The organism is Microcoleus vaginatus PCC 9802, assembly GCA_022701275.1.
Taxonomy (GTDB): Bacteria; Cyanobacteriota; Cyanobacteriia; order Cyanobacteriales; family Microcoleaceae; genus Microcoleus; species Microcoleus vaginatus_A.
On record CP031740.1, the window covers coordinates 1,140,068 to 1,153,705 of the forward strand.

The following is a 13,638-nucleotide window of genomic DNA, read 5'->3' on the forward strand; positions in this document are numbered from 1 at the left end:
TCCCACCCCTTTGTCGGGGATGGGATTCTTGAGAGTTAGAACAGTCTAACGCGCAACGGCTTAGCCCAAAAGCCTCGCTTACACTGGCTCAAATTCGAGGTTGGGGTTGCTTTGTACCAAAATGTTTGCAGCTTGGCAGTATTAATACGCGATATCACAACACCTCCGAGCCGCGCACATATTCTAACATAATTTAAATCAAAATAGAAAACAGTCCTGCATGTTTTTGCGGGCATTTGGATTGCAGAGGGAATAGGAAATATTCGATAAACTCAGACGGCGACTGTTGGAATTTTCAGATTCGACGGAAGTTTTTGGAAGATAGTGGTTGGCTAGGTAGGGCCTTATTATCTCAACTACTGAGCGGATATTTGCTGACTCATAAAACCAAGTATTTGTCCGCACTTTGAACCAACAAAAACCATACTAATTTGTCGCAGGTTCGGGAAAAGGCATCGTGGGATCGGCCACAGGAGGTGGTGAATCAGTTGCGATCGAACTATCTGAATTGTTGTCACTGCGGCTCGGTATCGCAGGCTCAGGCGATCGCTCGATGGGCGAGGCTATTACTGGCGACGCGGATTCCGACGGCGGCAAGGTTTCAGCGCTAGCACTCCCAGGGGCAGGCGGGGCGGGTGCGGCGGGCGGTTCGGGCGGCAGGGGCGCAACTTCCGGTACTGGTGCGGCTTCTGGTTGGGGTGCAGACTCGATTTCGGTTTGAGGCTCTGGAATGGGGGACTCCGAAGCCTCCTCTGCGGGTTCGGGCGTCGGCGATGGTTCAAGTTCCGCTTCGGGTTCTGGGGCGGGAGTTTCCTGGCTTGGAGACTCAGAAGGTTCTGCGCTAGTTTCTGAGGGTTCTATCTGTTCGGGAATGTTGGTGCTGTCTAAGGGGGGTTTGGGGCGCTTGTTGAGTTCGATCGGGTAGAGAGGGCTGCTTTCGACAGAGGGCTGCCCGAACATCGGCCCTGACAAATCGCGGGATTTGAGCAAATCTTCGAGAGATGGGAAGGATTCAATTTTGGGACGATTGCTGAGACTGGTGCTGTTGTAGTGCCATGCTAGGTCAAAACCCATCCAGCCTGCAATTGCAGCCGTTACGACAAACGCCAGAAAAGTCAACTGCGGCGGGGGAGGTGCCGGCAATCTTAGACTTTGCTTGCCTTTTCTTTTTACTAATACTCGCTCTGTTTCTTGCAGCATGGTGAGCCAATTTTCGACTGTCTGAGGGCGGTTGTGGGGGTCGATTTCGAGTCCCTGAAGGATGGCTCGCTCGATTCCTGGGCTGAGGTTGGGCTGAAATTGCCGTAACTCAGTCACAGGAATGCGATCGCGCAGGGGTGCTGCTACGGGCGCCACGCCGGAGAGTAAGTAGTAGAGGGTGGCTGCGATCGCGTAGATGTCAGTGGCCGGTGTACATTTACCGTCATAGAGGTATTGTTCAATCGGCGCGTACCCGGGGGACAGCAAGTTAGTGTAGGTTTGTTTGGTGCCGGCGGTAAAGCCGCGGGCAATTCCGAAATCTATTAACATTACTACGTGAGAATCGGCTCGCCGGATAATATTTTCTGGATTGATATCTCCGTGCAGCAATCCGCTGTGGTGCACTGTACTTACGGCTGAGGCTATCTGCCGAATATAGTGCAGGGCTTGGGCTTCTGGCAGTGGCTGATCGGTTTCGACTATTTGGGCGAGAGTTTGCCCCGGAATGTAGTCCATTGCCACAAAAGACTGTCCGGCCTCTTCAAAAAAGTCGATTACTCGGACTATGTTGGAATGCTGACACCGCGACAGGCGTTGGGCTTCGGCAATAAACTGCTGCTGAAATTGGGCAGACTCTGGGTGTTGGCGCAGACTTTCGTTGAGGGTTTTGAGTACGACGGTTTGGTTTAAATGGGTGTGAATAGCTCGGTAAGTGATGCCGAACCCTCCTATCCCTAAAGTCGCGTTAATTTTGTATTTGCCCTGTTGCAGGACTGTTGCTGGCGCTAAGTTCATCTTGAGTTGATGCCGTTTCCCAAACTATGCTACCGCCTTTGGGTTATTTCGCAGAGTTAGGGGTGAGGTTCGATCGGCGCCCTAGTTTGAACTTTAGCTCTGCTATAGCAATCCTATATGATTTGTGAGAATTTACCATAACTATGAAGCTTGACGAAATAAAATATCTGATAATGAGTAACTAACTTAAATATATATTTGACGACAGGAAATTTATGATACAGATGATAGCACTCCCTAATCAATTATTTAGCTTGTAACCAAATATCTTCAATTGGATGCTAAGTCGGAGCGTAGGAGTGCGAATCTCAAACAAGTGATTTTCCAATCAGATTCATCTTGCATCATTATTTACCCATGACAAAAAGTTTTTAACCTAGAGAAGAAGAATGATATTTAGCGGCATCCCAAATTAATGCTATCCCCTTGTCGTTACATTGGCTCATCAGATACTTTAAATATTGACGGGGTGACAACCCCGTCAACTATCAGGTGCTTTTCACTTAATTGAACCTCTTAACATCGGAAAGTGCTGTAAATCTTTTTTGCGAATGTTTTCTCCCAAGACCCCAGAGATGATTGACAGGATCATAGCAGTTGCCCTTAATTTGATGAATCCGAACCATTTAAGAAATTGGTTCACTCATTGCTGCTAATGTAGCTCATAGCATCGCAAAGTGCTGTAAATTGTGCAGAAGTACCGCTCCACTAAAAACACAATTCCCAATTCCCCAATTTCATCTCATTTCCGCAACTCTCACAGTCTCTGTAGGCGGCATAATGGCTTCTTTAGCATTCAACTTTTGATTCAACTCACGAATCCGGCGCGACAGCAAGCGAATAATATTCACAGCAATTCCCGGGGTTTCATCAATCGCATCGTATAGCTGCATTTGAGTCAGCATCAAACACTCGGATTGTTCGAGAGTAGAAATAGAAGCCGAGCGAGGTTCTGCGTCAAAAAGCGACATTTCCCCGAAACAAGCCCCCGCTTTCAACTGTGCTAAATCTCGATCGCCTATATGGACCCGCACCGTTCCCGATACCAAAATATAGAGAGACCGACCTTCTTGTCCTTCCGTAAAAATCCTGTGCTTGGAAGGAAACGAAAGTTCATCCATTACCGATGCTAGACGCACGAGAAAATCATCCCGCAGTTCCTTAAAAATCGGAACCTCCCTCACAAACAATAGGCGTTCGACGCTGGTTAACATAATGAGATGCAATGATTAATTTAAACTTAAAAAAAGGAAGAAGAAGGAAAATAAAAAGTGTTGACGGTTGACGGTTAACTGTTGACTGACAATAACAACTGCCAACTGACAAGTGACTAATGTTACCTTTTTCCCCCAGCACCGAACTCTGCCATCATCTCTTCAACTTGAGCGGATACCAAATTATCGGGGTCATTTTGCAGCCTGGGCAACAATTCGACCAAAGCCCGCGGCGAGGCTATTTTCAAATAGGCTAACACTGCTTCGCGGACAAAACCCGTCGGGTGCTGGAGACAGACGAGAGTTTGTTGAGCCGTAAGACTCCAGCGCGCTTCCCTCGCCAAGTGAAAGCAGCACGACAAGGCCCAATCCGAAAGGAAGTGGCGCAATTCTAGCAAGCGGCGCAAACGATCGCTAGGGGCTAGAGGTTTGTAAACCATCAATTCCGAGAGGTTGCTCAATTTTTCTCTTTGCGAGTTTTGGTCTAACAAATTGATGAGCGATCGCTTCCTAGCTATATCCACAGTATTATCGAGAATTTCCAATCCCCTAGCAACCAAAGAAGGTTGGCCCGAAGCGATGTTGAAAGCAGCGGCTTGTACGGTGTCCAGCGGATAAAGAAACTTCATCAGCAAAAAACACCTATCCCTAGCATCAGCTTCCAACCCCGCCAGAGCCCGCTGCAACAATTGAGCCGTATCGTTCCCAGGTGCCCCGGTGCTGTTGGCATCCCGCTCGGAGAAATTGCCGTAGGTTGTTACCCCAGACAAATCTACCAGACCTGCATAAATTTGACCGATAAACATTAACTCCTGTTCGATGAGAGTTTCCAAGCCGCTGCGGCCGATGCGGTCTAGAACCCCTTCTATCCCCGCTTCCGAAGGCATTTTCAACAGGATGCGGAGGATGTTGCGCCTGGTAGTTCCCCAGGTCGTCATCAAATTGCTGACCAAAATGTCGATCGCCTCCGGAGTCCCTATTTGACCCAGAGCCGTCCAAGCTTGCAACCTGACCAAATCCGGCTTGTGGATGTCCTCAGCCAAATACACGAGCAAAGGAATGGCGTCGTTGTGAAGTTTGACTATAGCCTGCAAAGCCGCTTCCCTAGTTGATTTGTAACCAAGTCCGCGCAGCAGCGAAGGATAATATTCTTCCGAATGAGTAGACGAAATCACGTCTAACAGAGCGCAGCGCACTCGCAGAGATTCATCTTGCAACAGATTGGGGATATGCAGCCGCAGTCCTTGCAAATAATCCGCTTCTCCCAGAGCCCGCGTCCCCATAACACGTTCTCGCTCTTGCTTGTGTGTCAGCATTTGCCGCAGCGTATTAGTAGCCTCTGCCTTTTGCTGGCGATCGCCCCTTCTCATAATTAAAGCAGCCGCCGTACCCCGCACCACCGGATCGACCGTCGGCTGCAAGTAAGGCCGCAAGCTCTCAATATTCGGTTCAGCTTCCGTCAGCCAGATGTAGCGCAAAGCCAAGGCCAGAACCTCCGGTGGCAAGGATTGCTGCGAGAGTACGCGGACAGATTCTAAATATGCGGGGTTCGGGTGTTGCAGCATCGTTTCCAAGCTCTGGCGCTGCAAACCAGGGGACAGCGAATCGAGGAGGGGAGCCAGAACTTCTCCGACATTTTTGGGGTCAATTTGCGTCAGGAGTTCTATGCAAGAGCGCTTTTCATCTTCGCCCCCCGGCTTTTGTAGAGTTTCCACCACTGCGCGCTTGAGAGCTTTGAGGTCAACGTCTGTGACGCCCAAGCGCCCCCGCTCCGCACTTTTGACCAACAAACCCACGTATTGAGAGCGGATCAGCCATACGACAAACACCCACAACAGTGCCAATATTACGATCGCGCCAATAAATATCAAGCTTTGCTGGTCGTGAAATACATTTTCGTCTTGCTGGGGGAGTATCTTGCCTGTCACCCACAGCATAATCAGGATGCCTACTCCTGTAGCTCCGCAGGACAAAGGTTCGCCCACACCGTTGACCAAAGTTTGAATTCCCGATCGAATATTGTCGGGAATCGGTTGAAATAAAACCGGGCTAACAGTTTCCAACAGCGTGTAGTGCAGCAGTTCGTCTAAAAATCTCAGCAATATCAGCCCGATGAACACAGATACTAGCTGGCCCAGGGATGCTCCTATGGTCAGCACCCCGAGTATCGCGATACCCGCCGGCAAAATCATCGCCGTCACGAATACACCGATTCTTTCCACCAACCGGCTCGAAGCGAACCACTGAGTCGCCACTTGAAACAGGCCTTGTATGCCTTCATAAATGCCCAGGAAGCTAGCTATCCAGCTAGCTCCGTCCCCAGGGTTTTGGTATTCTAGCTGGCTGTAGAATTGGAAATCTACCAGCACGTAGACGACTTCTGCGAGGATGAAGAAACTGACTAGAGGTACGGCGTATTTTTGGAGGGGGCCTGTAACTTTGCGTGCGGTAAATTCTTCTTGGTCGTCGTCTTCGTCGTCATCCGTCCAGCGAGCCGTTTCCGGAAATGCTTGGCTGTATTTTTCTGTGAGGTAGTAGAGCAACACCGAGCCTGTCGCCACCATCAACCCCGATATGAGGGTAACGTTTTTGAGTCCGACTACGTACAGCAAAACAGGCAGAGAAAATCCGCTCACTACTCCAGCTACTAGATAGCCGCTACTGACTAGCGGGTAGGTGCGCTTGATTTCTCTAATATTAAACAGTTGGTTGGAAGTGATAGAAGTATTAAGGTCGTTGAGGACATAGCAAGCTTCTACCCACAGCCACATCAAAAAAATAGTAATAAAAGCGATGCTGACGCCAGCTATCTTAGTATTTTCGTAGCCGATGCCGAATCGAAACAAAAATAGTGGTATCGACATCATTGCCAGAACAACCACGACGGTGCGCCTTAGCGGCAGGATTTTTTGCAGCCAGGAGTAGACAAATCCCAAGCCAGAACCGATAAACGCGCTGGCTATGTAAATCCAGGGCATTTTGTCTGCACCAAATTCATCTAGAAAAAGACCTACTGTGCTGAGTTCCAGCCAGATCAGACCGACGGAGGTTAGAGTGTAGACGAGGAACATCAGTACCGTTCGCTCTACTTCTTCCGATCGCAGGTTGAGCGATCGCAGCACTCCTTGTCTTACTCCCGCCGAACCGCTGATTTGAAAATTTTCCATGCAGCGTTGATTTCCCTGTGTGGTAGCTTATTCCTGACTAACTTCGGAAGTCATCAGCTATCAGTCACCAGTTTATGACTGATGACTGCTTACTAATGACTATCTATTTATACTTTCTTCGGCGACAGCAGCATCATCATACTGCGTCCTTCTTTTTTGGGGGCTTGCTGCACTTCTGCGATTTCCTGCAAATCTGTGGCCATGCGCTTAAGCAAGTCCTCTGCTAGGTTGCTGTGTTGGATTTCCCGACCTCTGAACATGATCGTGGCTTTTACTTTGTCCCCAGATTTGATAAAGCGGTCTGCTAGTTTGAGGCGCACTTGGTAGTCGTGTTCTTCAATTTTGTAGCGCATCTTCACTTCTTTAACATCGGCAGTGTGCTGCTTCCGCTTTGCTTCTCGCGCTTTCTTTTCCTGCTCGAATTTGTACTTCCCATAGTCCATTACCCGGCATACGGGCGGGTCAGCTTTGTCGCTGACAAGTACGAGATCGAGTTCTTTTTCTTCTGCCAGGCGCAGCGCTTCTGCAGGCGTCAATATCCCTAGTTGCGCGCCGTCGGTATCGATTACCCGGATTTTGGGGTATCGAATATTTTCGTTGATCTGGGGTAGGTTGCGATTTTGTCTTCTTTCAATCACAGGCATGAATGGTTTTACAAGCAGTAGTTTAATAGCGAAGCTTCTTGATAGTTACAGGTTTGATCGGTCAATATTTCACTTGGACGATCGAACTGTTTTATAAGGTGTTACCCTTACCGGACGTACTACCGCGCCCTGTCTCCCCTCCGCTAAAGCCTTGGGGAATATTTGGACGATCGTAAATGAATTCTTACAATACTTGCTATTCTACTCAGTCTGGCTGAGTTTCTGCCTAGTTTTATTTTAACTTCACACACGATCGCCTGCCCCCTTGCCCGATTGATGACAAAACCGTCACAAATTCAGGCTAAAAGGTTAAAGATGAGGTAAAACGGCTTTTCCAACCTCATCTCGCCCGGTCTGGCAAGTCCCCCAAGTCGCCGGATTTGCCTTGTAGAATAGGTATAAGCAAGTGTAAATTTATGTTGCGAGCTGAGGCAAAATTGACAAATTCTCTGATGTGGCACCAACGGGTGGGAACTCAACGAGACTGGATGTGGCGGGGTTGGCAAACTCGCTACACTTATTTGCGGCCGACTTTGGGGCGAAATCAAGGCGCGCTCAAATCTCAAGATTCTGCGGCCCAGGCAATTGCCGCGCACGCATCGGGAACGCCAATTATTTTACTGCACGGGTTTGGAGCTTCGATCGGTCACTGGCGACAAAATCTCGCCCAACTCGCCGAAAACCAAACGGTTTACGCCTTGGATTTGTTAGGGTTTGGCGCTTCCCAAAAAGCTCCGGTCAACTACTCTGTGTCTTTGTGGGTTGATCAAGTTTATGATTTTTGGCTAACTTTTATCAGAGAGCCAGTAATATTGGCAGGAAACTCGATCGGGTCGCTAATTTGTCTGGCCGTCGCCGCAGCTCACCCGGATATGGTGGCCGGCACGGTGATGATTAGCCTCCCAGACCCCTCTGTGCGAGCGGAGGCAGTGCCCGGATGGCTGCTCCCGGCGATCGAAGCTGTGGAAAGTTTGTTTGTTTCCCCCATCATACTCAGGCCTCTGTTTTATTTGGCCCGCAAGCCTTCCTTTGTCCGCCGCTGGGTTGGCTTTGCCTACGCCAGCCCCGAAGCTGTTACCGACGAATTAGTGGAAATTCTAGCAGGGCCTGCAGGCGATCGGGGAGCAGCCCGCGCCTTCTGCGCTTTATTTAAAGCTGTAGGCAGTTCAAAATTTTGCCCCAGTGTCAAGATTGTGATGCGAAATTTAACAATTCCCATGCTGTTAATTTGGGGCAAACAAGACCGGATGATTCCCCCTCGGTTTGCCCGACCCCACCAATTTGTCGAATGTAATCCCAATTATGTAGAGCTAGTTGAATTAGACAATGCGGGCCACTGTCCCCAGGATGAATGCCCGGAACAAGTAAATCAAGCCATTTTGAACTGGATGAGCCGGAATTTTGCACCTATGGGCGAGAGCGAATTGCAGCACTGTTGATTAGACATGGGGCCGTGGATTACTAAGGGAAAAAAATCACTTACGGGTATCGATCCCGCTCAAAAATAAATTTGCTAGAACTCGAGCGCACCCGGTGGTATGGTATAGCAGATGTTGAAGGCTATAGCGACGAAGCTGACTGGGTAAAAAGAAGTCCGAGGGAAAGCCCAATCGACCGCTTAGGTTTCAGATATTAAGAACATCCTAACCGTCAGGGCTGTTGCTATATTACAAAACTTCCCTATCTTGAGAGTCAGTGGATTTGAGGTTCGAGACTGACTCCCCAGGGGCTATTTAGAGGCTTGAACTAACCTAAACCACTTGTTTGCTGTGGGCGACTCCTGCAGGAAAGTAAGTCTCCGTCTTTGTGTGATGTCATGTATCTACAGTTATTGATTGCCCTTTTTTTAGAAGGTCAGAGATTGACACAATCACCAAGATAGTGTATCTTCTCTAACTGGTAGTACACATCCAAGTTATGCAGTTAGTCGAAAGGCAAGTCATTAAACCAAATCACAGGTTTTACCCAGAAGCCGATCGATTGTCTTTGCTGTCCAAAAAACTTTACAACTGCGATAACTATATCATCTACGGTCAAAACTTTTTCTCAGGTCAACAAACCAATGCTCTGGCTGTCGATCGTGCACTCAACAAAAAGAGTCTAAAGGACAAAGCATTGCCCGCCCAAGTAACACACAAAACTCTCCCGTTACTGCTGAAAACACGGACTAGCTATCATAGTGTCAAATTGGCGGGCGCGATCACGATCGCCCCACTAAGTTTCAAGCAGCACCGAAAATCCCTGACTAAAAAAATCAGAAAAAAAGAGAGCAGGGGCGATAGGGAGTTGTATTTAACTGTGCATCTGTTAGCAAAAAATTAGCAAAAAATATTTTTCCAAAGAATATGTCAGTTTGTCTGGGACTAACATTTGGCGGCCTTGAAAAGTTACCTAAATCTTGGAAATCCGGATTGTTCCCGAGGTAAGTTGTTAAGTTATTGAGGTAGTTTAGGAAAAGTTAGAACAAAACGCAAGTGGAAAGCGGATTATAACCCTTGCCGTAACGAGCTTCGCCAACATTAAAGAGCTATGAAACCCCTCCCTGGAAGAACGGTAAAATTCTACCTTCTAACTTGTACCTTCTAACTTCAAGAAACACCTTGTTTCTTGCTCCTAAAAATAAATACCTTCCCTTGTGCCCACAATCTTTCAGTCTGCTTATAACCGATCGCCCCCAAGTATACGGGAAAATTCAAAAATGCCGGGATCTGGCATTTTGGAGCCTGTTAACACATAAAAAAGTCAATTTAGCCAACAACTGACGGCCCCCGTGCCCCCGGTCTGCTGGCGGCTAACTGCTGAAAGCCGATCGGGCAAGCAGCGCCCTTCCAGCTTTTGGCAGTAACGCAAACGAGGAAAAAACTGTCGTGAAATTCCACTGGCTACTACCGAGTTTCTTAAGTGTATTTTTGCTCGCCGGAGCCGCCGAAGCAGCTAGACTGCAATCTTGGCGGTTTGATGCTTCAGAGAACCGGCTTTACATTACAACAGACGGGGGAATACAACCCAAGGCTCAACTGATTTTCAACCCGATGCGGTTGGTAATCGACTTGCCGGGGACGAGTCTGGGTCGTCCCTCGGTCAGCAAACCGCTCTCAGGGGCGATCGAATCGGTGCGGGTAGGGCAGTTTGACAACGATACGACCAGAATTGTGGTTGAGATCAGAGACGGGTTTACTATAGACCCTGAGCAAGTAAAATTCCGGGGGATTTCTCCGAGCGAGTGGACAGTGGATTTGCCAACGCCGGTGCCGGGAGAAACTCAAAATCCGATTTCAGAGCCAGGGGGAGAAAGGTTATCGGTTGAACCTTCAGCATCCCAAGCCCAGTCGGCCGAGGCGACTGTAGTTCAGAACGTTCAGGCGACGGCGGACGGTTTTTTAGTCCGCACTGCGGGCGGTCGCCCCCAAATTAATTTTCAACAAAGTCGGGCTGGGGACATCGCCACCCTCGATATTGAAGGAGCTAGTGTAGCTCCTGGCCTAAGCAGCCAACAGCCTCAAACGAACGGTCAGCACGGGGTTGACAAGATTGAAGTCCGGCAACTGCCAACAGACCCGCCCGTTACCCGCGTGACTTTGCGGATGAAGAATTCTAATACTCAGTGGCGGGCATCTGTGAGCAATTTGGGCGGGGTTGTGCTATTGCCTGGAGGTGTAGTACGACAGCCCTCGGTTTCCCGCCGCCTGACTGTAGATCCTCCGGCTAGACAAGCTCAAGGAAATTTAGCGAGAGTTCAGTCAATTGATTTAGCCAGTAACGGCACGCAACTGGTGGTGAGAACTGACCGCCAAGTCTCCTATACCAGCGGGTGGGATCAGGGGTCGAGAGCTTACTGGATTAGGATCGCCTCTAGTTCACTGGCGGGGGAAATTCCTCAGCTCGATGCCAACAGTCCTGTATCGTTTACTGCCAGCCAAGAAGATGCGGAGACAGTGGTGATTTGGGTGCAGCCGCGATCGGGGGTAGAGGTAGGCAGGGTGACGAGACCGAACCCGCAGTTGCTGTCTTTGCAGTTGCGATCGAATGCTAGCGCGCAGCAGCCTTTGACTCGCACTCCGAATTTGCAGCCTTTGCCGAGAAGGACTTTCGGAAGCGACGATTTGCCCCAAGCTTCTAACCGCCGCGCCGTAGTAGCGATCGATCCTGGTCACGGTGGTCGCGATCCGGGGGCAGTCGGGATTCAGGGCATTCAGGAGAAGGAGATTGTTTTGGATATCTCGTTTCAGGTGGCGAGGCTGCTGGAACAGCAGGGCGTGCAGGTGGTGATGACTCGGACTGACGACAGCGAAATCGACCTGGAACCGAGAGTTTCTTTGGCGGAACGGGTGAATGCTACTTTGTTTGTCAGCATTCACGCTAATGCGATTAATATGAGTCGGCCGGATATTAGCGGGATTGAGACTTATTATTTCAATAACGGCCAAGATTTGGCCAGGGTGATTCACGCCAGTATTTTGGAGGGTACGGGGGCGACTGACCGCCGAGTGCGGCAGGCGAGATTTTACGTTTTGAGGAAGACTTCTATGCCTTCTGTTTTGCTGGAGGTAGGTTTTGTGACGGGTGCTGAAGATGCTGCTAGGCTTTCTGACCCAGCTTACCGCAGTCAAATGGCGGCTTCGATTGCTCGCGGCATTTTAGTTTATCTTCAACAAAGATAATATATTGCCGGAGGGATTGGTAATTGGTAATTGGTAATTCGGCATTGGTAATTGGTAATTGGTAATTGGGCATTGGTAATTTTTCCTGATGACTGATGACTGATGGCTGATGGCTGGTGCCTGCTGACTATTGACAACTGACTATTGACAATTAACAAATGACAACAGACTCTGGACAACAAAGAATCGGTATTTTTGACAGCGGCGTGGGCGGTTTGACTGTTTTGACCCAGTTGTACCGACAATTGCCCAACGAATCGATACTTTATTTTGGAGATACGGCGAGGCTGCCTTACGGCACTCGCACGCCGTCAGAAATTGTGGAGTTTGTCCGCGAAATTATGGCCTGGTTGGTGGAACAGGATGTGAAAATGGTGATTATGGCCTGCAACACCAGTTCTGCTTTGGCGATGGAGATGGTGCAGGCTGAATTTGATATCCCGGTGCTGGGAGTAATTCTGCCGGGGGCGCAGGCTGCGGTGCAGCAAGGCAAGCGGATCGGGGTCATCGCAACTCCTGCTACGGCTGCTAGCAATGCTTATCGAAATGCGATTTTGGAGATGGACGATTCTTGCTTGGTGTGGCAGGTTAGCTGTCCGGCTTTTGTGCCGCTGGTGGAGCAAAACCGGATTCACGACCCTTATACTTGTGAGGTGGCTCGGGAATATTTGGCTCCTTTGATTCAGCAGCGCATCGATACGCTGATTTACGGCTGCACTCATTATCCGCTGTTGGCTCCTGTGCTGCGCTCGCTTTTGCCTGCTGGGGTGACATTGATCGATCCTGCGGTACGGGTGGTGGCTGCTGCAGCCCGAGAATTGGAGCTTTTGGGGCTGCGGAATCCTGGTACTGCGCTACCGACTCGTTTTTGCGTGAGCGGCCCCCCGCAGCAGTTTGCGGAGTTGTCGGTGCAGTGGCTCGGTTGTACTCCTGCTGTTGAGAAAATATCCCTGCCGACAGTTGTACGATCGCCCGTATCGCTGGAATCTGCCGAATAAGCTGGAAAATTTATCGGTTAATCTAACCCCCCAAAACTCAGGTAAAGCTGGCTCTGGGGGGTTTAATTATTGCGATGTAACCTAGCAATTACACATCAATAGGTAATATTATTGAACAAAAGCTTTGATGAACAATGCAAATAATGTCCTATACGTGCTGGAGCTCTTCAGCCTTGAACCATGTCACCCTATGTATCACAAGCAGTTTTACTTGTAGACGGCTATAACATAATTGGACTTTGGCCTCGACTTCGAGAGAAGCGCGATCGCGATGAACTCGAAACAGCTCGCCGCGAGTTAATAGAGGTTTTAGTTAACTACAGCGCCGTTCAAGATTTTGAGGCCAGGCTGGTGTTTGACGCGCACTATCGAGATACTCCCGGCGTTAAAGAAATTATTACTAAAAATTTATCAGTGCACTACACTGACTTCGGTCAGACAGCAGATACCTATATTGAAAAATCTTGTGCTAGTTTGCGCTACGAGTTGCGATCGGTCAAAGGCAAAGGCCGCATGATTGTCGCCACCTCAGACCGAGCGCAGCAATTGACCGTAGTCGGCTACGGCGCCGAATGGATGTCCGCCGAACAACTAGCGGCTGACGTAGAATCCACCGCCCGCCGCAGCGAGCGCCGGCACAAATCCCGCAAACAAAATTCCAGTCGCTTTCTCGCCAGTTCCCTCGATCCAGAATCCCAGCAGCGCCTCGCCAAGTTGAGGATGGGGCTGCATTAGCTGCTGAAACCCGCTCGCTGTCTGACAAAAAAAAAGTTTATCAAAGGCCTTGCCAAATCGAGTAAGTTCAGCTATTGTTAGTAATTGTGGGTAACAAAAACCCCCAATCCTCGGTAGCTCAGTGGCAGAGCGGTCGGCTGTAATGAATGCAAGCCTTTGGCATCACCCAAAAGCCCTAGTGACATAGCAGCTCTATCCGGTAACGGATACTGAAAAATCGGGTG

General features: G+C 49.4%; 9 protein-coding genes. 5 read left to right on the forward strand and 4 right to left on the reverse strand.

The genetic code is table 11. From position 1 onward, the window contains the following. Nucleotides 1–426: 426 nt before the first annotated feature. The 4 genes from D0A34_04870 to D0A34_04885 form a co-directional block, all read right to left on the reverse strand. Nucleotides 427–1,995 carry a serine/threonine protein kinase gene (locus D0A34_04870; protein ID UNU18289.1) on the reverse strand — a complete coding sequence of 523 codons (1,569 nt, stop codon included), beginning with the start codon at nucleotides 1,993–1,995 and terminating at the stop codon, nucleotides 427–429. A gap of 737 nt (nucleotides 1,996–2,732) precedes the next feature. Beyond that, entirely contained in the window at nucleotides 2,733–3,209 is a 477-nt protein-coding gene (locus D0A34_04875; GenBank protein ID UNU18290.1) for a Crp/Fnr family transcriptional regulator, read from the reverse strand. Nucleotides 3,210–3,331: 122 nt separating this feature from the next. Continuing rightward, nucleotides 3,332–6,376 carry an MFS transporter gene (locus D0A34_04880; protein ID UNU18291.1) on the reverse strand — a complete coding sequence of 1,015 codons (3,045 nt, stop codon included), beginning with the start codon at nucleotides 6,374–6,376 and terminating at the stop codon, nucleotides 3,332–3,334. A gap of 107 nt (nucleotides 6,377–6,483) precedes the next feature. Then, a complete protein-coding gene (locus D0A34_04885; protein UNU18292.1) occupies nucleotides 6,484–7,020 on the reverse strand; it encodes a translation initiation factor IF-3 in 537 nt (178 codons plus the stop codon). Between the two features lie 437 nt (nucleotides 7,021–7,457). Between D0A34_04885 and D0A34_04890 the strand changes: the two genes are divergently transcribed. The 5 genes from D0A34_04890 to D0A34_04910 all read left to right on the forward strand — a co-directional run bounded on the left by D0A34_04890 (nucleotide 7,458) and on the right by D0A34_04910 (nucleotide 13,414). Beyond that, nucleotides 7,458–8,459, forward strand: a complete 1,002-nt coding sequence (locus D0A34_04890; protein ID UNU22175.1) for an alpha/beta fold hydrolase — start codon at nucleotides 7,458–7,460, stop codon at nucleotides 8,457–8,459. Nucleotides 8,460–8,937: 478 nt separating this feature from the next. After that, on the forward strand, nucleotides 8,938–9,342 hold the full coding sequence (locus D0A34_04895) for a hypothetical protein (protein ID UNU18293.1): 405 nt from the start codon (nucleotides 8,938–8,940) through the stop codon (nucleotides 9,340–9,342). Between the two features lie 545 nt (nucleotides 9,343–9,887). After that, the gene (locus D0A34_04900) at nucleotides 9,888–11,681 is read left to right on the forward strand and encodes an N-acetylmuramoyl-L-alanine amidase (GenBank protein UNU18294.1); all 1,794 of its coding nucleotides are present in this window, start codon (nucleotides 9,888–9,890) and stop codon (nucleotides 11,679–11,681) included. 158 nt (nucleotides 11,682–11,839) lie between these two features. Then, complete coding sequence (locus D0A34_04905; GenBank protein UNU18295.1) at nucleotides 11,840–12,679, forward strand: glutamate racemase; 840 nt, start codon at nucleotides 11,840–11,842, stop codon at nucleotides 12,677–12,679. A 180-nt stretch (nucleotides 12,680–12,859) separates the two neighbouring features. Further along, entirely contained in the window at nucleotides 12,860–13,414 is a 555-nt protein-coding gene (locus D0A34_04910; GenBank protein ID UNU18296.1) for an NYN domain-containing protein, read from the forward strand. The last annotated feature ends 224 nt before the right edge of the window (nucleotides 13,415–13,638 follow it).